A 21,624-nucleotide genomic window follows, 5' to 3' on the forward strand; every position below is an offset into this window, starting at 1 on the left:
GTCAGAGGCTATCGATATTGCGGAGGTCGATGTCGATGTCGAACGGCACGGTCAATCGCAACTGATCGTGATGGATGCCCGCGAGTGCGTAGCAGTTGGTCGCGGGATCGAGCTCGTACACGTACACGACCGGGCGACCGTCCACGTTTTCCACTCGCCAGAAATGCGGTATGCCCGCCTTCGCGTAGAGCTGCGGTTTGCGCTCCCGATCGCGACTGCGTGATTCGGGGGACACAACCTCTACCACCAGCACGACGTCTTCTGCCCGATAGGAAGTCAGGTCGAGATCACCATCCCGATCGGCGTGCACGACCAGCACATCAGGTTCTGGTCGCTGATTCCGTTCCAGCGTCACCGTCATCTCGCGGCGTGTGCGCATCGACTTCGGCGTGGACCCGCGCAGACCACTCTCCAACAGGCTGACTGCCAAGACGTGAAACTTCGCCTGCGGGCTCACGAAGACGAGACTCCCGTCGATCAGTTCGGTGTGCGGAGGCAGGTCGGGCAGGCGATCTAGATCCTCGGCGACGAATCCCCCGGTCGGTGGACGCAGCCACTGCGGAAACGGCTCGACGGTCATGGCTCCGAGTATGTCACCGAAGGCGCAGGTAAGGCAGGGAAGGCGAAGGTCACCGTGCGGGTGGCGGGGTCGGCGGTGGTGAGGCGGACGGTGACGTGCTGGCCCTCGGGCGGGGTGCCGGTGCATTTGGCGAGGACGGGTGGGTCGGCTACGAAGATTTCGGCGGTGCGGTTGCCGTTGGTTTCGCGCAGGACCACGGCGTCGAAGTCGGCGCCGAGGCGGGGGGCCAGGAGGGTGGCTTCGGTGAGGTCTATGCAGGCGCGTTCGAGTTTGCCTGCGATGGCGTCGCTGCGGCGCATGGAGTCGACGACCGGGACCAGGCCGTCGCGGACCCAGTGCGGGACTTCGGTTCCGGCGCAGTGGGCGAGGCAGATCTCGGTGGCGTAGCGGTCGGGCAATCGGCGCAGGGGTGCGGTGACATGTGCGTAGGCTGCCCCGATTCCGCTGTGCTGCAGAGTGTCCGGGGGCTGATGGTCGAGCAGGGTGTAGGCGGCGCCGCGCAGCAGGCTGGTGGCCTCGGACATGAGGACCAGGGCGGCGGGGGTATTGGGGTCCAGGCTCGCCAGCATGCGGCCGACGGATTCGACGGCGGGCCACTGGACTCCGACCGCGGCGGCGGTGCGGCGCATGGAATCGACGGTGGCCGCGGCGGGCGGCGGCATGGTGCGCAGCAGGCCCAGCCGGTCGGATCCCTGATATTCCAGCATGATTCGCGCGGCGCACATGCCGGTGAGCAGCGATACCTGCTCGTTCCAGTCGTCGGCGGCGGTGCGCGGTTCGATGACCAGTTGCCAGTGATTGCGGCCGTCGGCCTCGGAGCCGTCGCGGATCACGCTCTGGGCGGGCAGTCGCAGCGAGATCGCGCCGCGCTGTATGCCGGCTTCGATACGCAGCCGGCCGAATTCGGGCAGAGCGGCAATGGAGGGGTGCAGGCGGCCGGCGTCGGCATCACCCTGTACGCCGGCGTAATCCAGGCGGGCACGGGAGCGCACCAGGGCGCGCGTCACCGAATACCGCTGGGGCTCGGCATTCTCATCGCATTCGATGGTCCACAGCGCTGCCGGACGGTCCTGCTCGGGCAGCAGACTCGCGCGGCCCTCGGAGAGCACGAGCGGATGCAGCGGCACGGTGCCGTCGGGGAGGTAGAAGGTCTGGCCGCGAGCCAGAGAAGCCTGCGCCAGCGGCCCGTCCGGAACGACGAGGGCGGCGACATCGGCAATCGCGTAGTAGAGCAGGAACCCGGTCGGCGTGCGCTGCAGGGCCAGCGCCTGGTCCAGATCCATCGAGCCGGGCGGGTCGATGGTCACCAGCGGGATATCCCGGCGATCGACCCGAGCGCCCGCGAACGCGTCGACCGCGCTGCGGGCTTCCGAGACGGCCTCGGACGGATAGTCCGAGGCCAATCCGAATTCGGTTCGGACGGCGCCGAAATCGACCGGCGCCGAGACGATCCGCTGATGCAATTCCACTGGGTGGGGTCTGGTCAGCCCAGCCCTACTGCAGAGCCAGCATCGTGCCGTTCAACTGATCGAACGGACCGTAGACAGTGAAGACCACTCGGCCGTTGGGGTACTCCGTCGACAATGCGGCGGCAGAATCCAGCGACTCACCGAAAGACGCGGCCGACGGATGCGGCAGGCCCGCAATCGCCTGACCGATGTGGGAACTCGCGACCCAGGCGGTATCCGCCGGGGAGAGATCCACCTGCACCCCGCCCGGAAGCGGAGTCACCACGAGAGCCGAAGCGGCACCGGAGCCAAGCACAACCGAGACGGAGGCGGCAGCGGCGAGAATCGCACCGGCTGCCAGTTTGCGAGCAATTCGCATATAGACGAGACCTGCTTTCCGACGTTTGTTGAACACCCTTTGCTCCGCTGCATGGCCGCAACGGAACTTTCCAACGCGCACACTTTATGACGTCGATCACGTCTGGTGCCAGTCCCGGGTAAATCACCCAGTCGACACGCCGAGCCGCGCCGATGCACGCCATGCGACGCGCTGTCATTGTTGTCCAACTCGGCGGTTTTCGCACCCGTACGGCAAAGCGGTGTAGCTCACGCCGCTCTGCCGCGCCGGACAGCAGCTATCTCCTGCGTGCCTGGTGGTTATCGCCCGCCCGGCCGGCGGCTACTCGCTGCGCAATCCGGTCGGGTACTTGGTGGACAGCAGTTTGAACAGGTAGGCGATCACGAACAGCACGATTACCGCCAACGGCTGGATCAGTACGGACATGGTCTTGCTCCTCATCATTTTTCTTCGATCGCACCGAGGCCGTCTGCCCGCGGTTGCGCCGCTTTCTCATTCCCATCGGCTATCGCCGATTGTTGCGATCCGATGTCTTTCGCGGCCGAGTCCGCGGCCGCCGCACGCTCATTGGCCTTGGTGCTGCTCTCCAGGAAGCGCAGTAGCTCCACCGGGAACGGCAGCACCAGTGTCGAATTCTTTTCCGCCGCAACCTGAACAACCGTTTCCAGCAGGCGGAGTTGCAGTGCGCCCGGGGCCTCGGCCATCTTGGTGGCGGCATCGGTCAGCATCTGCGAGGCCTGCAGTTCGCCCTCGGCGGAGATAATGCGGGCGCGGCGTTCACGCTCGGCTTCGGCCTGCCGGGACATGGAGCGTTTCATCGAATCCGGCAGTGCCACATCCTTGATCTCGACACGATCGATGTGCACACCCCAGCCCAGCGCCGGATTGTCGATCATGATCTCGAGGCCCTTATTGAGCTCTTCCCGATTGGAGAGCAGATCGTCCAGATCACTCTTGCCGATGACCGAACGCAGCGAGGTCTGCGCGACCTGTCCGATGGCGAACAGATAGTTCTGCACCTCGATAATCGCGCGCAGCGGGTCGACGACCCGGAAGTAGACGACCGCGTCCACCCGCACGGTCACATTGTCGCGGGTGATGCCGTCCTGCGCGGGCACCGGCATGGTGATGACCTGTGTAGAGATCTTGCGCATGCGATCCACGCCCGGAATCAGCATTCGCATACCGGGTTCCCGCACCGCGCGCACCCGGCCCAGCCGGAAGACCACGCCTTTCTCGTATTGGGCGATCACCCGAACCCCCGAGGCGAGCACCAGCCCCGTCACCACGAACAGAATTGCGATCACTGCGATCAGCACAGACAGAACGTCCATTGCGCGCCAATTTCCCACCGTGCCACGGGTATCCGGCCGCAGCCCACCACCATCATGGCACCGCGCGATCATGACCGAAAGGGGCGAACGAGTCGGTCTGTAAGCCGGATCCTGTCCCCGGTGCGAACACCGGGTGGCGACCATCCATCTGGACACACCGTTGCCGGGTGCCTCGAGCAGTCAACCCGCAGGCTCGGGCGAGCAGCCCTCAGGCACCTGCGCAGCCGCACTCTCGCGAGTGCGACCTTCGACCTTGCTCCGGGCGGGGTTTACCTAGCCGCGCCGGTCACCCGGCACGCTGGTGCGCTCTTACCGCACCGTTTCACCCTTACCGGCAGTGTGCTCTCGCGAGCACGCCGCCGGCGGTTTGTTTTCTGTGGCACTGTCCCGCGGGTCACCCCGGGTTGCCGTTAACAACCGCCCTGCTCTGTGGAGTCCGGACTTTCCTCGGCGACGGGCGGCGGCATTCGCATGCCCGTTCCCATCACCGCGGCCGCCCGACCGACTCGTCCGCGCGCACCAGGGTACGGTAACGGGTCATGGAGCGTGTCGAGGTGGGGTTCCCTTCTGGTGGTGAACAGTGTGCGGGGTGGCTGTATATGCCGGACGGGCCGATGCGGCCGCGACCGCTGGTCGTTATGGGACACGGGCTCGGGGCGGATCGCGAAATGGGACTCGATCGGTATGCGCGGCGCTTCGCCGCGGCCGGAATCGCGGTGCTGGCCTTTGATTATCGGCATTTCGGGGCGAGTGGGGGTGAACCCCGGCAGGTCATCAATATCGGTAAGCAGCGGGCCGACTGGCATGCCGCAATCGCCTACGCCCGCACGATTCGTGGCATCGATGCGACGCGAATCGCGCTGTGGGGCAGTTCGTTCGGTGGCGGGCACGCACTGTCCGTAGCGCCGGACGACCACTACCTGGCCGCCGTGGTCGCGCAGTGCCCGTTCACCAGCGGCTGGGCTTCCGCCCTGGCGAAGGGGCCGATCAGCCTGGTGAAGACGGGGACGCTGGCCCTCACGGATCTGATTGTGAGCCCGATCATCCGGCGGCCGATCTCGGCGCGGCTGGCGGGTAAGCGGCATTCGTCGGCGCTGATGAGTGCCGCCGATGTCCCGGAGGGGTTCGGCCGCCTGGCCGAGGAGAGCACCCAGTACCGACCGAAAGTGCCTGCCCGAGTTGGAATGTCGACGCTGTTCGACGCTCCCGCCCGGCGCACCAAAGACATCAAGGCGCCGGTGTTCTACGCGATCTGCGATAACGACAGCGTCGCCCCCGCCGGTCCTACCCTCCGCGCCGCCGAACGCACCAAGCACGCAGTCGTCAAGCAGTACCCGATCGGCCACTTCGACATCTACTTCGACGACTGGTTCGAAAAAGCCGTCTACGACCAAACGGAATTCCTCACCGCCGTACTCCGCCCGTAGATCTCATCGAGAGGGCTCTGGTGGTGGCACGCTGCGGCGTGTCGCCACCACCAGAGCCCCCTCGGCGAAAAGGTAGTGGGGGGGCTAGAGGTATGAGGTGTCGTTGGCGAGGCGGACTGAGGAGCCGCCGTCGGGGTAGAACTCGGCGATCGAGAGGGATGCCAGGTCCAGGTGTAGGCGGTACAGGATTTCCGGGCCTACGCCCAGGGCCAGTTGCAGCAGCATCTTGATCGGCGTGACGTGGCTGACGACAAGGACATTCGCGCCCGGGTAGAGGGAGACGAGGTCTCGGCGGACGGCTTCGATGCGTTCGCGTACCTGGTCGAAGCTCTCACCGCCGGGCGGGGGCACCGACGGGTCGCCCAGCCAGCGGGCGTGCAGTTCCGGATCCTGCTGGGCTGCCTCGGGGAAGGTAAGTCCTTCCCACGCACCGAAATCCGTCTCGATCAGGCCGTCGAGGACGCGGACCGGAAGGCCGAGCGCCCGTCCGGCCGCCTCAGCGGTCTCCCGTGCCCGGCCCAGTGGCGAGGACACGATCGCGGCGATATTCCCCTTGGTCGCAAGCATTTTCGCGGCCGCGGCCGCCTGTGCGCGCCCCAACTCCGTCAGCGGCGGATTACCCCGGCCCGAATAGCGCCGTTCCACCGACAGTTCCGTCTGCCCGTGCCGCAGCAGCAACAAACGCGTCGGCGTCCCCATCGCCCCGGTCCAGCCGGGCGCCGAATCCTTAGCGCCTGATGCCGATCCCGCGCCGGCCGACAATCCAGCATCGGACGCGGCTGCGGCTGATGATCCCGCGTTGGCGGAGAGTGCGGCCGATGATCCCGCGGCCGTTCGAGCGGGACTCGCGGCGGTGTCGGTCGGTGACGAGAATGCCTCCGCGCGTGCCGATTCCACGGCGAGGTCGGCCGGTGACAGCAGCGCCGTGCGCACCTCGTCGACGGTGGGCGCGTCGTCCATGGCTTCATTGGCGAGGCGGTCGGCGTGCGAATTCTCCGCCCGCGGAATCCACGCGAAACTCACCCGATCGAATCCGGCGACCAGCTGGCGAGCACGATCGGCCAGCGGAATCATGGCCGGGTGCTTGACCTTCCAGCGCCCGGACAGCTGCTCCACCACCAGCTTGGAGTCCATCCGCACCGAAACCTCACGCGCCCCCAACTCGGCGGCAGCCTCCAGCCCGGCGATCAACCCCCGATATTCGGCGACATTATTGGTGGCGACCCCGAGGAATTCCTTCCGCTCGGCCAGCACCCGCTGCCGATCGGCATCCCACACCACCGCGCCGTACCCGGCCGGCCCCGGATTTCCCCGCGACCCGCCATCCGCCTCGATGATCACCTTGTCCACCACCGCTACACACCCTCCATAGGTCTGGAAGTCACTACCGCAACCGCGACACCACCGCCGAGCCGCATGCCCGAATCGATCGCCGCACCCTGCACTGTCCCACGCCGCCCACCCGGCACGAGCCGAGCACCGCTGCGGACGGTTCCGCGATCTCTGCGAGCGACCATAGTCGGCATCGACCACCGCCCCGGGTTGCAGGTCGGTCGGCAACTCCGGTAGGTGCTCGAGTCGCGCCACGAGGACCTCGGCGCACCCGCCCCACAGTCAGACACGTGACCGCCATGCCGCTCCCGCCGGTGCTCGAGTCCTGAATCGAGCACCTCGGCTCGCCTTCGACCACGCGGTGCACCGAACTGGATGGCTCGGCTCAGCTGATCGCCGAGGCGGGTGATGTCCGGGTGCGGTGGAGTCCGGACGGAGGGCTGGCGGCAGGTTGTCGGTGGCCTTCGCCGATCAGAGGCCGGAGTGCTTGGTGCGCACCAGGATTGCGTTGCATTCGGGGCAGCGGACGACCACGTCGGGGGCGGTCTGGGTGATGCGGGAGATTTCGCCGCGGTCGATTTCGATGCGGCAGGCGCCGCAGCGGCGGGCCTGTAGGAGGGCGGCGCCGATGCCGGTGGACGCGCGCTGCTTTTCGTAGGCGGCGATCAGGTCGGCGGGGAAGGCCTTGGACAGCGCCTCGCGGTCGGAATTGCAGCGCTGCTGGGCTACGGCGAGGTCGGCCATGGCGTCGTCGCGGCGGCGCTGGGCGTCGATCAGGTCGGTTTCGGCCTGGTCGAGGTTGGCGCCGGCGTGCGCGTGATCGGCGGCGGCGGCCTCGCGGCGCTCCAGCACATCGATCTCGTCGTCCTCGAGCACCTTGCGGCGGCGCTCCAGGCTGGTGAGCTCGTGCTGCAGCTCCGAAAGCTGCTTGGCGCCCACCGAACCGGAGGTCAGCATGGTGCGGTCGCGGTCCTCACGCTTGCGGACGGCGTCGATCTCGCCCTCCAGCTTGCGGATATCGCGGTCCAGATCGTCGATGAGGATCTGCACCTTCACGGCCGCGTCCTTGCGGGATGTCCGCTCGGTCTCCAGCCGCTGCACCTCCTGCTCCTCGGGCAGCACCTTGCGGCGATGCTCGATCCGGGTCAGCTCGGCGTCGACAGCGGCGAGGTCGAGCAGCTTGGACTGGATCGAAGGTTCGGCATTCAACGCGGAGTGTCTCCTGGACGCTATGGACGGTTCAAGACTGCCAGCGTACCCGCCCGAACAGGCCCGATCGGCCAACCCCGCATCTAGCTGGACATTCGATCGTGAAGGCCGGAAATCCCCGGGCGCGTGACGGCGCGAATATGGCAGTGTCGAGCCATGGGAGAGCACACATATGAGGTCGAGGTCACGTGGTCGGGCGCGACCACCGGCTACCGCTCGTACTCACGCAACCATGAGGTGCTGGCACCGGGTCGCCCGCCGATTCCCGGGACCGCCGATCCGAAATTCCGCGGCGACAAGAGCCGGTGGAATCCGGAACAGCTGCTGGTCGCGGCCCTGTCGGAGTGTCACATGCTCTGGTATCTGCACCTGTGCGCCGAGGCCGGGGTGGTGGTGACCGAGTACCGCGACAGCGCGATCGGGACCATGGACGACGAGCGATTCCAGCGCGTCACACTGCGCCCTGCCATCACGGTGACCGAACCCGGCATGCTCGAGACCGCCGAGCGGTTGCATGCGGATGCGCACAAGAAATGCTTCATCGCCAATTCGGTGAATTTCCCGGTGGGGCACGAGCCGACGATCGTCACGGAGGCGTGAAAACCGGCCTGAGCGGTCAATTTTCGCTGCAGAGCGTCAAATATTGACGGTCTGCGGGGTCTGTGACCGCTCAGGCCGGTATCACTCAGCAGACCCGATACTCCAGGGATCCGTGCGCACACCCGACACCCGCGTCTCCACCCCCGGCAGCGCCGCACGCACAATTCCTTCAGCCTGTGTGCACCAAGGGAATTCTGTGGCCCAGTGGGCCGCGTCGATCAGCGCGGGGCCACCGGCACGCAGATGTTCGTCGGCCGGGTGGTGGCGCAGGTCCGAGGTGACATACGCGTCGACGCCGAGCCGCGCGACGGTGTTCAGGAACGAATCACCCGCACCGCCGCACACCGCCACCGTGCGAATGATCCGGTCGGGCTCACCGGCGGCCCGCACACCCCAGGTGGTCGGGGGCAACCCCGCTCGGACGCGAGCGGTGAACTCGCGCAACGTCTCCGGTACAGCGAGCTCGCCCACCCGCCCGATTCCCAGGGTGGACGGCAGCTTCGCGCGCTCGGTCACGTCATAGGCCGGTTCCTCGTACGGATGGGAGGCGCGCAGCGCAGCCAGCACCGCCGCGCGCCGGGCGGGCGGCGCGACGACCTCGAGGCGGTAACCCTCGGAACTGTGCAGTTCGCTGATCGCACCGAGGGTCGGATTCGCACCCTCCATGGGACGGAACTGGCCGATGCCCTGCGCACGCCACGCGCTGTCCCGATAGTTCCCGGTCGCGCCCGCACCCGCGGCGAAAAGGGCGTCCAGCACCGACTCCGCATGCGACGTCGGCACCATCACCACCCAGGTATCCAGAGCCGCAAGGGGTTTCGGCTCCAGCGGCCCGGTCACCGTCAATCCGATGGCAGCCGCGAGTGCATCCGAGACGCCCGGATCGGCGGAGTCCGCATTGGTATGCGCCGTGAACAGCGCGCACCCGGAGCGGATGAGCCGGTGCAGCAGTGCGCCTTTCGGGGTGCTCGCCGCCACCGTGTCCACCCCGCGCAGCAGCAGCGGATGGTGCACGACCAATGCCTGTGCGCCCCAGGCGATCGCCTCGTCCACCACCGCGGCGGTGGCGTCCACGGCGAACAGGACGCGCGACACCGAATCGGCCGGATCGCCGCTGACCAGTCCCACCGAATCCCATGATTCGGCGAGCCTCGGCGGATATGCCGCATCCAATGCCGCCATGACATCGGAAAGTCGTACCGTCTGCGCGCTCGCCGTCACCACAACCGAACCTCCTCCGAGACACATTCACCAATATCACCCACAGTGCGGGTGATTCACAGACCGACTTCCCGAATGGCCGCCACCAGCCGATCGACTTCCCCGGCCGGGCGTACCGCCAATCGCAGGAATCCCGTTTCCAACCCGGGGAACGTATCACCGCGGCGGACCGCAATTCCCTTGTCGGCAAGCTTCTTTCGCAACAGTTCGGCATCGGGGACCCGAATCAGCAGGAAAGGTCCCTGCGCCGGTTCGTGCACGTCGATTCCGAGTTCGCGCAGTCGGGGAATCATGGCACGCCGGTTCATGACGATCGCCTCGGCCTGACGCTGTGATTCGGCGACGGCCGCGGGCGTGCTGGTGGCCGCGATCGCTTCCAATTGCAGTGTGCCCAAAGGCCAATGCGGGCGGCCGTGATTCAACCGCGCCAACAGCGCCGGGTCGCCGAGCAGGTATCCGCACCGCAGTCCTGCCAGCGCCCAGGTCTTGGTGAGGCTGCGCAGTACCAGTACATCGGAAGATGATTCTCCCGCAAGGGATTCCGGCTCACCCGGCACGGCATCGGCGAATGCCTCGTCCACCACGACAATTCGCCCCGGTCGCCGCAGCGCCCGCAGGCTCTCGGCCGGATGCAGCACCGATGTCGGATTGGTCGGATTGCCCAGCACCACCAGATCCGCAGCCTCCGGCACCTGCGCCGAATCCAGCGCGTACGGCGCCTCCAGCACCACACGAGCCACCGGAACCCCGGCCTCGCGCAGCGCCAATTCCGGCTCCGTGAACGAAGGATGAATCACCGCGGCAAGTTTCGACCCCAATCGCGGCAGCAGCGCAAACCCCTCCGCCGCACCCGCCAGCAGCAGCACCTCCTCGGCCCGCCGCCCGTGCCGCGCCGCGACCGCCTCCCGCGCAGCCCGCTCCTCCCCCGCATCCGGATACCGCCCCAGCTCCCCGAGCCGCCCCGCCAGCCGTTCCCGCAACCACTCCGGCGGCGCACCCCCCTGCACATTCACCGCGAAGTCGACCATCCCGGCATACGCCTCGACATCCCCGTGATGCCGCAGCTTCGAGTAGTCGACAGAACTCTCGTCATGACCGAGCCCGACCGTCGGTTCGCTCCCAAGTGCGCCGCCCACCACGGGTGCCGTATTCGCAGTGACGATCCGGTCGCTGCTTGCGGGAGAGTTCGATGTTCGCTCAAAGGTAGAGACCATCTCGCCGCCCACCACAGAGGCCGCGGCGACGATCGGGGCGATGCTCGCAGCGCCGTCCGATTTGTCCCTAGGGCTGGATGCCGTCTCGCCGCCCACGGCATCGGCGGTCTCACGGCGAACACCGGTGTCCGCCGCACCGGTCTCGGCGATGGCCGGGGTCATGTCCGCGGAGTTCCGGGCGGTGCCGGCGACGAGACCGGTCGCGCGGGCCGGGGCACGGCTCGCGGCGGGGTCTGGGTCGCGGCTTTCCGCCGTGTTCTGCGGCACAGCGAACACCCTACGTGGCCGGGCTCGGGGGTCACCGGACAGAATGGCTGTCGTGGGCGAGCTGCATGTGACATTCATCTGCACGGGCAATATCTGCCGTTCTCCGATGGCCGAGAAGATCTTCGCGGCGCATCTCGAGCGGGCGGGTCTGGCCGATCGGGTGCGGGTGAGCAGCGCCGGGACCGGGAGCTGGCATGTCGGGGACGAGGCGGACCGGCGCACGACCGGCGAATTGCGGGCGCACGGCTATCCGGTCGGGCATGCCGCGGCGGTGATCGGCGACGATCATCTGGACGCGGATCTGCTGGTCGCGCTGGATTCCGGGCACGAGCGGGCGCTGGCGCACCTGGGTGTGCCGCCGGAACGAAGGCGACTGCTGCGCAGTTTCGATCCGGACGCCGACGGGCCGGATGTGCCCGATCCCTACTACGGCGACCAGTCCGATTTCGTCCTGGTGCGCGAACAGATCGAGGCGGCGATGCCGGGACTGCTGGAATGGGTACACGCACAGCTCGGTGCGGGCGATCGCGCATGAGCTCGAAAACCGCACTGCTGCGCCGCTTCACCTTCCTGCTGCGACCGAGCTGGCTGATCCTCGCCGCGGTGGTCGCCGGATTCGCATACCTGTGTTTCACGGTGCTCGCGCCGTGGCAGCTGGGGAAGAACACCACCACCTCCGCACGCAATCAGCGCATTGCCGATTCGGTGCATGCCGCGCCGATCGATGTGGGCACGCTGCTCAGCGGGTCCACCAAGGACACCGAATGGCGGCGGGTCACCGCCAGCGGCAGTTACGTCCCCGAGTCGACACTGCTCGTGCGCCTGCAGCATCTCGGCTCCGCGCCCGCGTTCTCGGTGCTCTCGGCCTTCAAGCTGGACGACGGCCGCACCGTCCTGATCGACCGCGGTCTGCTGGCCGCAGTCAATGGCTCCGGCACCCCGCGGGTGCCCGACGCACCCGCCGGACCGCAGCATCTGGAAGCGCGCGTCCGGGCCTCCGAAGGCATCATCGATTCCAAGCCCCCCATGACCGGAGACGGCTACCGCCAGGTCTATTCGATCGACACCCAGCAGGAATCGACCGTTCTCGGCATCCCCCTGACCCCCCTCCCCACCAACGCCCGAGGCGGCTACCTCCAACTCGACGAGCACCAGCCCGGCGCCTTCACCCCCGTAGACCTCCCCCAACTGGACGCCGGCCCCTACCTCTCCTACGGCCTCCAATGGCTGGCCTTCGGCATCATGGCTCCGCTGGGCCTCGGCTATTTCGTCTTCGCCGAAATCCGCGCCCGCCGCCGCGAACGCGCCGAAGCCGCCCCCGCCGACCAGCCAATCCCCACCGGCGACCCCACCACCCCCACACCCGAAACCCCCACCCCACCTCCCGCCGCCAAACCCCCGACCAACGAAGCCCGCCTGGCCAGCCGCTACGGCGACACCCGCCGCTGACGCAGCCCGGCGCGCAGCACCCCACCGATCGCCGGGCACACAGCTCCACGCAGCGAAACAGCCTCTGTCTCAACCACGTACACCTTGCAGAGGTTGTACCGCCCAGCCATGCATTGTTCCGCCACATACCGGCGCTACCGGGCCTCCGGGAGCCGGTCGTAGCGGGATCCGGCGACTTCTGGCTGTTAAGGGCGTTTCCGGCGATCCGTGAGGGCGGTGGAGTGGGACGGGCCTGGGGTGGATAACCTCGCCGAGTGCGTACGGGGACTGTTGTCGCGGCCGGGTTGGTGGTGGGGGCTGCCATGGATCGGGTGCTCGGAGATCCGCGGCGGGGGCATCCGGTGGCCGGGTTCGGTTCGGCGGCACAGGCTTTGGAGAAGGTGACGTACCGGGATGGGCGCGGGGCCGGGGTGATGCACGAGGTTTTGCTGGTCGGGGCGGTCACGGGGCTGGGAATTGGGGCTCGGCGGGCGGTCCGCGGGCCGCGGCGGGCCGGGCGCGATCGGTCTCACACGGCGGGAATGGACCTCGGCGGCGCGAATGCCGGGAGGGGTGGCGCGGGGCGGGCGGTGGGCGAGATTCTGCTGACGGCGGCTGCTACCTGGACTGTGCTCGGTGGGACGACGCTGGCGCGGACCGGGCGGGAGATGGCGGATCGGCTGGAGGCGGGTGATGTGGCGGGGGCGCGGGAGTTGCTGCCTTCGCTGTGCGGGCGGGATCCGGAGTTTCTCGATGCGGACGGGCTGGCTCGGGCGGCGCTCGAGTCGATTGCGGAGAACACCTCGGATGCGACTGTGGCGCCGCTGTTCTGGGGTGCGGTGGCGGGGGTGCCGGGGCTGCTGGCTTATCGCGCGATCAATACGCTCGATGCGATGGTCGGGTATCGCAATGAGCGGTACGGGCGGTTCGGGTGGGCTGCGGCTCGCACGGATGATGTGGCCAATCTGGGACCTGCGCGAGTGGCGGGCGTAGTCACTACGGTGCTCGCGCCGGTGGTCGGGGGCAGGCCCGCCGATGCGTGGCGGGCGTGGCGGCGCGATGGCGGCAAGCATCCCAGCCCGAATGCCGGTGTGGCGGAAGCCTCTATGGCCGGTGCGCTCGGGGTGCAGCTCGGTGGGCTCACGCAGTACCGGCACGGTATCGAAATGCGGCCCACGCTCGGGGACGGCCCTGCCCCCAGGGTGCGTGATCTGCGCCGCGCGGTCCGGCTCTCCGAGGCCGTGCAGCTGGCCACCGTGCTGGCCGCCGCAGCAGTTGCATTCGCCCGCCGCTGAATCCGGCCCGGGACTCGGAACGCAACGCGGCAATGTCACAGTGGACGCGTCTGTTTCGTCGGCTGGGTGAGTGATCGTCCGGACGGGCGAGTGGAAACGAACGGTGAGGCGACAATGAGCAGCGACGAACGGCACGGTGCACCCGGTCAGGACGAATTGGCGCGCCGATTCGAGGAGCATCGCGGATATCTGCGCCGGGTCGCCTACAGCACGCTCGGCAGTCTCAGCGATGCCGACGATGTGGTGCAGGACGCATGGCTGCGGCTGCAGCGCTACTACGAGACCAGCCCGGACGGCGCCGAGATCGAGAATCTGCGCGCCTGGCTGACCACCGTCACCGGGCGCCTGGCGCTGGACCATCTGGGCTCCGCGCGCGCCCGGCGTGAGCAGTACGTCGGCGAATGGCTGCCCGAACCCGAGATCACCAATTGGGATGATCCGGCCGACCGCGTCACCCAGGACGAGCGCGTCACCACCGCGCTGCTGGTGGTGCTGGAATCGCTCTCCCCCGCCGAACGCACCGCGTTCGTGCTGCAGGATGTCTTCGGCATGACCGGTCCGGAGGTGGCCGAGGTGGTGGGCCGCACCCCGGCGGCGGTGCGCCAGTTGGCATCTCGCGCACGCAAGCATGTGGAGTCGGGCACCCCGCGCTTCCCGGCCGATCCGGCCGAGCACGAGCAGGTGGTATCGGCCTTCTCGGTGGCCTGGCGCTCGGGTGATCTGAGCGCCCTGCTGGGCGTGCTGGATTCGAACGTCACCTTCACCTCCGACGGCGGCGGCAAGGTGCAGGCGTTCCTGCATCCGCTGCACGGTTCGAGCTCGGTCGCGGAGACGCTGGTGAACTTCCAGCAGTTCATGACGAAAACCGGTGGGGCCTGGGGCCGTTCGGTGCTCGTCAACGGCCGTCCGGGCCTGGTGGTGTTCGACGGCAAATTCCTGGGCGTGCTCTCGTTCACCATCGACAACGGCCGCATCACCAATATCGATGTGGTGCGCAATCCTGATAAGCTGCACAATCTTCCGACCGAGGCCGACGCCGACTGGACGCTGGGCGACCACAGCTGATCCACGCAGCAGCGGGCCCGCCACCGAATTCGATCCGGCGGCGGGCCCGCTGTCTGTCCATGGTTACGCCCTCAGTGCGCTGCCCCGCCGACGGGGTGCAGACCGTGGGCCGCCGCGACCTCCGGCGAATACAGCTGCCCGGCATCGGCCGTAAGTCCCTGTGCCAGACCGGGATCGCCATCGCACGCGGCTCGCCAGCCCAGATCGGCAATGGCGCGGGCATACGGGAGCGTGGCATTGGTGAGCGCGACCGTGGCGGTGTGCGGCACCGCCCCCGGCATATTGGCGACGCAGTAGAACAGCGAATCCACCACGCGGAAAGTGGGTTTCGCATGCGTCGTCGGATGCGAGCTCTGGAAGCACCCGCCCTGGTCGATGGCGATATCCACCAGTACGGAACCCGGGCGCATGCGGGCGACCAGGGTGTCGGGTACCAGCTTCGGCGCCCGGGCGCCCGGTACGAGAACCGAGCCGATCACCAGATCCGCTGCCAGCACCGCCTTTTCCACCTCGACGGCATTGGATCCGATAGTGGTGATCCGCCCGCCGAACTGCGCGTCGAGCTGGCGCAGTCGCGGAATATTGGTGTCCAGCACGGTGACTCGCGCACCCATGCCCACGGCGACACCGGCGGCATTACTGCCTGCCACCCCACCGCCGAGCACCACCACATCGGCGGGCCGCACACCGGGCACCCCGCCCAGCAGTACACCCTCCCCACCCTGCGGTGACATCAGCTGGTATGCGCCGACCTGGGTGCCCAGTTTTCCGGCGACCTCACTCATGGGCGCGAGCAGCGGCAGCGAACCGTCCACCGCCCGCACGGTCTCGTACGCGATGGCGGTGATTCCGGAATGCAGAATCGCCTCGGTGCACTCGCGGGAGGCCGCCAGGTGCAGGAAGGTGAACAGCACCTGCCCCGCCCGCATGCGCGAATACTCCTGAGCGATGGGCTCTTTCACCTTCAAGACCAGCTCGGCCGCACCCCACACCTCATCGGGGGTGGCCAGCATGCGCGCCCCGGCGGCGACATAGTCGGCATCCACAAATCCGGAGCCGATGCCGGCACCCGCCTCGATCACCACCTCATGCCCCTGTCGCACCAACTCCCCGGCTCCGGCAGGGGTCAGCGCGACCCGAAATTCCTGTTCCTTGACCTCCCGTGGCACACCGATTCGCATACCCGTCATGGTGTCCCACGCACCCGGCCGCCGCCACCACCGCCACAGCTCGACTTCTGCCGTGGCAACCGGAGCAGCGTCAGCTGGAATTCACCGAATCCCCAGAAGAACTGCCGGTGTGGATCCCGGCCAGAGCATCCCGGGATTACGGAGGATCGCGGTGTCGCGCGACGGCTATCGGGCGGCTACCGCGAGGATTTCACCTGCGACCGGGATGACCAATTGGGCGGCGCGGCCCGCGTATTCGAAATTGCGGGCGAGGTAGTCGAGGGTTTCGGAGAAGTGGCCCCAGCCTTCACCGTGGACCGGGACGATCACGGCGTCACCGAGGGCGGCGGCGGCGCGGACGGCACTGCGGCCGTTGAGGGTGACGTCGCTGTCACCGAAGCGGTCGACATTCGCGGCGCCGACGAAGAGGAGGGCGATATCGATGCGGCCGATGCGCTGCGCGATCTGCTCGACGAGGTCGACGGAGGCATTGTCGCCGGAGACATAGATCGTCGGCAGCCCGGCGGCCTGCAGGACGAAACCGGTGACCACACCCGAGAGCGCTTCCGCACCCTCGGGACCGTGCAGCGCGGGCACGCCGGTGACCGTCACGTCACCGATGGTCACCGATTCCCAGTTCCGCAGTCCCTGAACGCCTTCCATGCGCCCGGCGGCGTCGGGGGTGGACAGCACCCGCTCGACGGTGGTCAGGAATTCACGGCCGGCGGGGTCGAGATTGTCGGAGTGCTGATCGTGCGAGAGCAGCACCACATCGACCGGGCCGACCTGATCGGCGGGGAGGGCGGGGCCGGTCAGCTTGTGCAGGACGAGGGGGCCGGAGGGGTAGTCGCCCGGCTCGTCGAACGTCGGATCGGTCAGCCAGGTGAGGTTGCCATAGCGGAAGCGCACGGTGGGGCCGCCGATGTGCAGGAGGTCGACGGTGGTGGAAGCGGTGCGATCGATCGTGTTCGTCATGACATGAAGTTTGCCCGGCTCCCGCAGCGGCGAACAGTGGCCCGAAGGCCGCTTATCGATATAATCGGGCCATGCGTTCGGTGGCGGTCCTCGCGTTCGATCAGATCAGCCCCTTCCACCTCTCCGTGCCCAGCCTGGTGTTCGGCCAGGTCGGCACGAGCGGTCAGAAGGATGCTCCCTACCGCGTCGACATCTGTGCCGAGCAGGCCGGAATCCTCTCTACCCCAGCAGGATTCGAGATTGTCGTGCGGCACGGCCTGGATGTGCTGGAGCGCGCCGAAACGGTGGTCATTCCGAGCTGGAAACGGCACCAGCCACTCAGCGAGCCCACACGCGCGGCACTGCAGCGGGCGCACCAGCGCGGGAGCCGCATTGTCGGACTGTGCCTGGGCGCCTGGGCCGTCGCCGACAGCGGTCTCGCCGACGGCCGCGAGATCACCACGCACTGGTCCGCGGCAGCCGAGTTGGCGCGCGCGTTTCCTGCCGTGCGGGTGCGCGCCGACACCCTCTGGTCCGATCACGGCGATCTGGTCACCTCCGCCGGTGTCGCCGCCGCTCTGGACTGCTGCTTACATCTGGTGCGCAGTGATCTCGGTAGCCGCATCGCCACCGAATTGGCCCGCACCCTGGTACTGGCCCCGCATCGGGGTGGTTCGCAGGCACAGTACATTCCGGTCGCCGTTCCCGAGGCTCTCGACAACGACCCCATCGAGCACGCAATGGTGTGGGCGCGTACCCATCTCAGCGAACCGGTCGACCTGGATACCTGGGCCCGCACCGCCCTCATGTCGCGCCGCACCTTCACCCGCCGCTTCCGCGACCGCACCGGTTCCAGCCCGCAGCAGTGGCTGTTGCATCAGCGCATCGACCGCGCCCGCCTACTGCTGGAATCCACCGACGACACCATGGACCGCGTTGCCGCCGACGCGGGACTGGGCACCGCCGTCAACCTCCGCCAGCACTTCCACCGGCAACTCGGCACCAGCCCCGCAACCCACCGCACACTGTTCCGCCTCTCCGGAACTTCAGCGGGCGGCTGAGTTCCCAACCGGCCATGCACCCGTGCCGGCGGTTAGGTGCTGGGGGAGTTCTGGGGGTACCCCGGGAGTTACCCCGACGCTCACGAGATCAGTTGTCGCCTTCGCGACGCGGGGCGGTGCCGCAGCGGGCGACGCGGACGATAGGTTCTCGAGTATGAGGATTCAGCTGGGTGAGCATGCTCCGGAGATTGACGAGAGTGCGTGGATTGCGCCGAATGCCACGGTGATCGGGCGGGTGCGGTTGGGGGCGGAGGTGAGTGTCTGGTATTCGGCGGTGCTGCGCGGGGATCTCGAGGACATCAGTGTCGGCCAGGGCAGCAATATTCAGGACGGGTCCGTGCTGCATGCCGATCCCGGGTTCCCGTGCACCGTCGGTGCGGGGGTTTCGGTGGGGCACAATGCGATTCTGCACGGGTGCACCATCGGTGACGATGTGCTCGTCGGCATGGGGGCGACGGTGCTCAATGGCGCGGTGATCGGTGCGGGCAGTTTGATCGCCGCGAATGCGCTGATTCCGGAGGGGGCGCAGATTCCGCCGGGGTCACTGGTGGCGGGTGTGCCGGGCAAGGTGCGGCGCGAGCTGGGCGAAGCCGAGTTGGATCGCATTCGGCTGAATGCCGCAGTGTACCTGCACAACACGAGTCTGCACCGTAACGGTCAAGAGGTGTGACTCGAGAGGGTGTGTGAGAGTTCCCACACTGAACAAGCGACCATATGGTCCGCTGTTAGCATTCGGCATAGCGTTCCCGGCGGCCCGGGCTGTGCCGCCGCCTGCCGGGCGCGTGCTCGTGGCTAGCAGGAGGTTTCATACGGTGTTGTACGAGCAGAACGGTATGCACCGGCAGCGGATCAGCGTGGCCGATATTGCGGACCAGCCGGGGGGCATCGAGGCGCTGCAGCGCCGAGTACACGAATTACGTTCCAATGGAATCGATTTCGCGGCCAATGCGATAGAACGCGAGATGGCCGCACTCAACGTCCACTGAGTGGACACCAGTCGACCGCCGACATTCGGGACTTCTCGCGCGATGCGATAATGACGCGTTCCCACCGCAGCGTCGCGGATGTCAACCGATCGACTGGAGACTCGATGCCGTCCGTGCCCGCCATCCTGCAACGCATTCTGGAGAAGCCCCGGGCCGAAGGCGAACAGCTCCTGGAGAGCGCGCTGTCGGCCTTCCTCGACTTCGGAATCAAGCGAACCAGCATGGGAGAGATAGCACGTCGCGCCGGCATCAGCCCCGCCACGCTCTACCGCCGCTTCGAATCCAAGAACGATCTGGTCGAGGCCGTGAGCGTGCGCGAGGCGCAGCAGTTCATCGCCGAGATCGACCAGCGGGTGCGGCAGCTGTCGCACAACGGCCAGGCCGGTGAGGATCAGCTGGTCGAGATCTTCGTCGCCTTCATCACGAATCTGGCGAACAACAAACTGCTGCAACGACTCCTGCGGACCGAACCCGATGTGATCCTGCCCCGGCTCACCACCGAGGCCGGTCCGGTGCTCGCGGTCGGCCGCACCTATCTCGCCGAAAAGCTGCGCGGGCTACAGGAATCCGGGAGCGTGGGCGATTTCGACGCCGACCTGGTGGCGGAAGTGCTCGCGCGACTGGGTCAGTCACTCGCGCTCACGCCGGACGGGCTCATCCCGCTCGGCGACGAACAGGCCGCCCGCGAATTCGCCCGGCGCACCATACTTCCCATGATCGGCGTACAGCCGAGCTGACCAGGCCGTAGTGGATCCCGGCCAAAAGCGTGCCGGGATGACAGGGGTCATTGCAAATATTTGCCGTACAGGGCGCTCGCGACCACCGAATCGCCCCTGGCCGAGGGATGGAAGGGCAGGCCGCCGGGGTCGGCACGGAAGTCGCCGAAACCGTTGAGCCAGGGCTGATCCGAGCACAGGCCGTGACCGGCGGTCGGGGTGCGGTTGTCGAGGAAGTCGATGCCGAGCAGGCCGGCGGCCTCGCGCTGCGCCCGGTCCATGCGGTCGAGGAATTCGATGAGGGCCCGGCCGCGCGGCTGGATGTAGGGGGCGACGCCGAGCACGCTGATGCAGAGGGCGTCCTGCCCCGAGGGGAACAATTCTGGATAGCCGACCAGCACGATGCGCGCATTGGGCGCGTAGTACTTGATGTAGGTCACCGCATTGCTGATGCGCTGTGCGTAGATCGCACCCGAAACGCCGTGGTAGTCGGGCATCCGGTCCTGATCCACCGCCTCCGGCCCGCACCCGTCGACCAGATCGAAGACGCATTTCTGCAGTGACGACCAGAGGGTCACATCATTCGAACCCCAGTGGTCGTTCAGTCCGAACTGCAGTGTCACCAGTTTGGTGCGCGGCCCGAAAGCTCCCGCCTGGTCGGCCATCTTCGTCTCGATACCGAGGGTGTACCCCGGCGGAGTGTCGATGGAGGCGCCCGGGCACGACCCGTCGAGCAGGTCGGAGCCGTGCATGAGCCCGGCCAACTGCGTGGGCCAGGAGGTGTCGCCGTGTACGCATTCGGCGTTCTCGGAGAAGAAGTCCCACTTGTTTGCACTGTACGAATCGCCAAGCACCACAACGGCTTTGCCGCCAGGTGCGGCATCCGCCCCCGCCGCTCCGGCCCCGCTCACCGAGGCGGCAATCGCCAGGGCGGCCGCACACATCCACCGGGCGCTGTTCCCGAATTGCATGAGATCCTCGAATCATGAACTGAAGTGTTCGTCATTCACTCCAGCGCGAGTGTACAAACCCGCAAAGGCCCCGCAGTCTCGTTCCGGGAATCCCTCCCGCCCCCAATTACCGGGGCACCCCCGCCGCGACCCGACCGGATCCAGCAGGGTTGCCCGGCCTTCACTCCGGATCGGAGTGCACAGCTTTACCGGCCTGCCGATGCTGCCGCCATTTCCAATAGGCCAGGCCGAGTATCAACAGCACCGGAATGACGATCGCCAGATCGGAATCGATCTGCTTCAGGATTACCGCGAACGATTGACCCACCAGATATCCCGCCAGCACCATCGCCGAACCCCAGATCACCGCGCCCCCGAAGCTGGCCACCAGAAACCGGCTGTAGGACATCGGTGACATGCCGACCAACTGCGGCAGCATGGTTCGGAAGAACGTGCTGAAGCGGCCGAAAACAATCGCCCAGCCGCCGTGCCGGTGCAGAAAGTCCACAGCCTTCTCGAGATTCGTGCGATACCTGTCGAAAATCGACCACTCCAGCACGCGCACGCCATAAATCTTGCCGATCGCGAATCCGACGCTGGCGCCGACTACCGCCGATACAGCTACCAGCGCCATCGCGGTCGGCAGATTCAAATGCCCTCGACTGGCCGCCACCCCCGCGAAGATCGCCGCCGTATCCCCGGGCACCAGCAGCCCGAAAACCATCGCCTCCTCGGCGAATACCAGCAGGGCGACCGCCAGATACGTCCATACCGGGGAAAAACTCAAAATTCGCTGCACCAGCGAGTCCATGGGGACGACGCTAGCTCTCCGAACCTCGGAAACACAGGAGGAACTCGCTCCACACACCTACAGGCAAAAAAACAGTGGCGTCCGAATCGGCCGACATGCTGAACCCCCTACGGCCGCACGACGAGTCCGATTCGGACGCCACTACCGATTCAATCCGCACACAGGTCGACCGAACCCGGAAGTAATCCGGTCAACCGCG

At 67.3% G+C, this 21,624-nt stretch carries 22 protein-coding genes and 1 other RNA gene; 10 read left to right on the forward strand and 13 right to left on the reverse strand.

Annotated features, from left to right (window positions below):
- Position 1: 1 nt before the first annotated feature.
- The 5 genes from ABZX86_RS24595 to rnpB form a co-directional block, all read right to left on the reverse strand.
- Entirely contained in the window at positions 2-580 is a 579-nt protein-coding gene (locus tag ABZX86_RS24595; protein ID WP_355127022.1) for a Uma2 family endonuclease, read from the reverse strand.
- A complete protein-coding gene (locus ABZX86_RS24600) occupies positions 577-2,049 on the reverse strand; it encodes an RNB domain-containing ribonuclease (RefSeq protein WP_355127023.1) in 1,473 nt (490 codons plus the stop codon). Before ABZX86_RS24600 ends, ABZX86_RS24595 begins: the two co-directional genes overlap by 4 nt.
- Positions 2,050-2,074: 25 nt before the next feature.
- Positions 2,075-2,443: a hypothetical protein gene (locus ABZX86_RS24605; RefSeq protein ID WP_355127024.1), complete on the reverse strand. Its 369-nt coding sequence runs from the start codon at positions 2,441-2,443 to the stop codon at positions 2,075-2,077.
- 383 nt (positions 2,444-2,826) lie between these two features.
- Positions 2,827-3,720 carry a slipin family protein gene (locus ABZX86_RS24610; RefSeq protein ID WP_355127025.1) on the reverse strand — a complete coding sequence of 298 codons (894 nt, stop codon included), beginning with the start codon at positions 3,718-3,720 and terminating at the stop codon, positions 2,827-2,829.
- An 84-nt stretch (positions 3,721-3,804) separates the two neighbouring features.
- Positions 3,805-4,229: RNase P RNA component class A (rnpB, locus tag ABZX86_RS24615), an RNA gene on the reverse strand.
- 90 nt (positions 4,230-4,319) lie between these two features.
- Between rnpB and ABZX86_RS24620 the strand changes: the two genes are divergently transcribed.
- The gene (locus tag ABZX86_RS24620) at positions 4,320-5,147 is read left to right on the forward strand and encodes an alpha/beta fold hydrolase (RefSeq protein WP_355127287.1); all 828 of its coding nucleotides are present in this window, start codon (positions 4,320-4,322) and stop codon (positions 5,145-5,147) included.
- An 84-nt stretch (positions 5,148-5,231) separates the two neighbouring features.
- Here ABZX86_RS24620 and ABZX86_RS24625 read toward each other — a convergent pair whose 3' ends face one another.
- Both ABZX86_RS24625 and ABZX86_RS24630 read right to left on the reverse strand, forming a co-directional pair.
- On the reverse strand, positions 5,232-6,497 hold the full coding sequence (locus ABZX86_RS24625) for a bifunctional RNase H/acid phosphatase (protein WP_355127288.1): 1,266 nt from the start codon (positions 6,495-6,497) through the stop codon (positions 5,232-5,234).
- A gap of 453 nt (positions 6,498-6,950) precedes the next feature.
- On the reverse strand, positions 6,951-7,688 hold the full coding sequence (locus ABZX86_RS24630) for a C4-type zinc ribbon domain-containing protein (protein ID WP_355127026.1): 738 nt from the start codon (positions 7,686-7,688) through the stop codon (positions 6,951-6,953).
- Between the two features lie 156 nt (positions 7,689-7,844).
- Here ABZX86_RS24630 and ABZX86_RS24635 point away from each other — a divergent pair, with 156 nt between their 5' ends.
- The gene (locus ABZX86_RS24635) at positions 7,845-8,288 is read left to right on the forward strand and encodes an OsmC family protein (protein ID WP_355127027.1); all 444 of its coding nucleotides are present in this window, start codon (positions 7,845-7,847) and stop codon (positions 8,286-8,288) included.
- A gap of 81 nt (positions 8,289-8,369) precedes the next feature.
- On the opposite strand, the gene ABZX86_RS24640 is transcribed toward ABZX86_RS24635, so the two are convergent.
- A complete protein-coding gene (locus ABZX86_RS24640; protein WP_355127289.1) occupies positions 8,370-9,509 on the reverse strand; it encodes a Nif3-like dinuclear metal center hexameric protein in 1,140 nt (379 codons plus the stop codon).
- Positions 9,510-9,565: 56 nt separating this feature from the next.
- Positions 9,566-10,645 (reverse strand): Rv2231c family pyridoxal phosphate-dependent protein CobC, encoded by a 1,080-nt coding sequence (gene cobC, locus ABZX86_RS24645; protein ID WP_355127290.1) that lies wholly within the window; start codon positions 10,643-10,645, stop codon positions 9,566-9,568.
- A 388-nt stretch (positions 10,646-11,033) separates the two neighbouring features.
- Here cobC and ABZX86_RS24650 point away from each other — a divergent pair, with 388 nt between their 5' ends.
- The 4 genes from ABZX86_RS24650 to sigJ all read left to right on the forward strand — a co-directional run bounded on the left by ABZX86_RS24650 (position 11,034) and on the right by sigJ (position 14,778).
- Positions 11,034-11,525 carry a low molecular weight protein-tyrosine-phosphatase gene (locus tag ABZX86_RS24650; protein WP_355127028.1) on the forward strand — a complete coding sequence of 164 codons (492 nt, stop codon included), beginning with the start codon at positions 11,034-11,036 and terminating at the stop codon, positions 11,523-11,525.
- Positions 11,522-12,439 carry an SURF1 family cytochrome oxidase biogenesis protein gene (locus ABZX86_RS24655; RefSeq protein WP_355127029.1) on the forward strand — a complete coding sequence of 306 codons (918 nt, stop codon included), beginning with the start codon at positions 11,522-11,524 and terminating at the stop codon, positions 12,437-12,439. Before ABZX86_RS24650 ends, ABZX86_RS24655 begins: the two co-directional genes overlap by 4 nt.
- Positions 12,440-12,693: 254 nt before the next feature.
- Positions 12,694-13,713, forward strand: coding sequence for a cobalamin biosynthesis protein (locus ABZX86_RS24660; RefSeq protein WP_355127030.1), 1,020 nt, complete (start codon positions 12,694-12,696; stop codon positions 13,711-13,713).
- A 114-nt stretch (positions 13,714-13,827) separates the two neighbouring features.
- Positions 13,828-14,778, forward strand: coding sequence for an RNA polymerase sigma factor SigJ (gene sigJ, locus ABZX86_RS24665; protein WP_355127031.1), 951 nt, complete (start codon positions 13,828-13,830; stop codon positions 14,776-14,778).
- Positions 14,779-14,849: 71 nt separating this feature from the next.
- Here sigJ and ald read toward each other — a convergent pair whose 3' ends face one another.
- Together ald and ABZX86_RS24675 are read right to left on the reverse strand one after the other, a co-directional pair.
- A complete protein-coding gene (ald, locus tag ABZX86_RS24670; protein ID WP_355127032.1) occupies positions 14,850-15,959 on the reverse strand; it encodes an alanine dehydrogenase in 1,110 nt (369 codons plus the stop codon).
- Between the two features lie 174 nt (positions 15,960-16,133).
- Positions 16,134-16,922, reverse strand: a complete 789-nt coding sequence (locus ABZX86_RS24675) for an MBL fold metallo-hydrolase (RefSeq protein ID WP_355127033.1) — start codon at positions 16,920-16,922, stop codon at positions 16,134-16,136.
- A gap of 71 nt (positions 16,923-16,993) precedes the next feature.
- Between ABZX86_RS24675 and ABZX86_RS24680 the strand changes: the two genes are divergently transcribed.
- The 4 genes from ABZX86_RS24680 (at position 16,994) to ABZX86_RS24695 (ending at position 19,685) form a co-directional block, all read left to right on the forward strand.
- On the forward strand, positions 16,994-17,962 hold the full coding sequence (locus tag ABZX86_RS24680; protein ID WP_355127034.1) for a helix-turn-helix domain-containing protein: 969 nt from the start codon (positions 16,994-16,996) through the stop codon (positions 17,960-17,962).
- A gap of 154 nt (positions 17,963-18,116) precedes the next feature.
- Entirely contained in the window at positions 18,117-18,632 is a 516-nt protein-coding gene (locus ABZX86_RS24685; protein ID WP_355127035.1) for a gamma carbonic anhydrase family protein, read from the forward strand.
- Between the two features lie 142 nt (positions 18,633-18,774).
- Positions 18,775-18,948: a hypothetical protein gene (locus tag ABZX86_RS24690; RefSeq protein ID WP_355127036.1), complete on the forward strand. Its 174-nt coding sequence runs from the start codon at positions 18,775-18,777 to the stop codon at positions 18,946-18,948.
- 104 nt (positions 18,949-19,052) lie between these two features.
- Complete coding sequence (locus ABZX86_RS24695; RefSeq protein WP_355127037.1) at positions 19,053-19,685, forward strand: TetR/AcrR family transcriptional regulator; 633 nt, start codon at positions 19,053-19,055, stop codon at positions 19,683-19,685.
- A gap of 47 nt (positions 19,686-19,732) precedes the next feature.
- Here the strand turns inward: ABZX86_RS24695 and ABZX86_RS24700 are convergent, their stop codons facing one another.
- Positions 19,733-20,635 carry an SGNH/GDSL hydrolase family protein gene (locus ABZX86_RS24700; RefSeq protein WP_355127038.1) on the reverse strand — a complete coding sequence of 301 codons (903 nt, stop codon included), beginning with the start codon at positions 20,633-20,635 and terminating at the stop codon, positions 19,733-19,735.
- 160 nt (positions 20,636-20,795) lie between these two features.
- On the reverse strand, positions 20,796-21,425 hold the full coding sequence (locus tag ABZX86_RS24705; RefSeq protein ID WP_355127039.1) for a DedA family protein: 630 nt from the start codon (positions 21,423-21,425) through the stop codon (positions 20,796-20,798).
- Between the last annotated feature and the right edge of the window lie 199 nt (positions 21,426-21,624).

Origin of the sequence: Nocardia sp. NPDC006630, from assembly GCF_040611495.1 — a bacterium.
In the GTDB taxonomy this organism is placed as follows: domain Bacteria; phylum Actinomycetota; class Actinomycetes; order Mycobacteriales; family Mycobacteriaceae; genus Nocardia.

Coding starts and splice junctions, on each gene's coding strand:
- ald (WP_355127032.1), bottom strand. CDS start 15,959: ATGCGAATCGGTGTGCCACGGGAGGTCAAGGAACAGGAATTTCGGGTC.
- ABZX86_RS24620 (WP_355127287.1), top strand. CDS start 4,320: ATGCCGGACGGGCCGATGCGGCCGCGACCGCTGGTCGTTATGGGACAC.
- ABZX86_RS24705 (WP_355127039.1), bottom strand. CDS start 21,425: ATGGACTCGCTGGTGCAGCGAATTTTGAGTTTTTCCCCGGTATGGACG.
- ABZX86_RS24595 (WP_355127022.1), bottom strand. CDS start 580: ATGACCGTCGAGCCGTTTCCGCAGTGGCTGCGTCCACCGACCGGGGGA.
- ABZX86_RS24655 (WP_355127029.1), top strand. CDS start 11,522: ATGAGCTCGAAAACCGCACTGCTGCGCCGCTTCACCTTCCTGCTGCGA.
- ABZX86_RS24675 (WP_355127033.1), bottom strand. CDS start 16,922: ATGACGAACACGATCGATCGCACCGCTTCCACCACCGTCGACCTCCTG.
- ABZX86_RS24680 (WP_355127034.1), top strand. CDS start 16,994: ATGCGTTCGGTGGCGGTCCTCGCGTTCGATCAGATCAGCCCCTTCCAC.
- ABZX86_RS24635 (WP_355127027.1), top strand. CDS start 7,845: ATGGGAGAGCACACATATGAGGTCGAGGTCACGTGGTCGGGCGCGACC.
- ABZX86_RS24650 (WP_355127028.1), top strand. CDS start 11,034: ATGGCTGTCGTGGGCGAGCTGCATGTGACATTCATCTGCACGGGCAAT.
- ABZX86_RS24700 (WP_355127038.1), bottom strand. CDS start 20,635: ATGCAATTCGGGAACAGCGCCCGGTGGATGTGTGCGGCCGCCCTGGCG.
- ABZX86_RS24610 (WP_355127025.1), bottom strand. CDS start 3,720: ATGGACGTTCTGTCTGTGCTGATCGCAGTGATCGCAATTCTGTTCGTG.
- sigJ (WP_355127031.1), top strand. CDS start 13,828: ATGAGCAGCGACGAACGGCACGGTGCACCCGGTCAGGACGAATTGGCG.
- ABZX86_RS24695 (WP_355127037.1), top strand. CDS start 19,053: ATGCCGTCCGTGCCCGCCATCCTGCAACGCATTCTGGAGAAGCCCCGG.
- ABZX86_RS24685 (WP_355127035.1), top strand. CDS start 18,117: ATGAGGATTCAGCTGGGTGAGCATGCTCCGGAGATTGACGAGAGTGCG.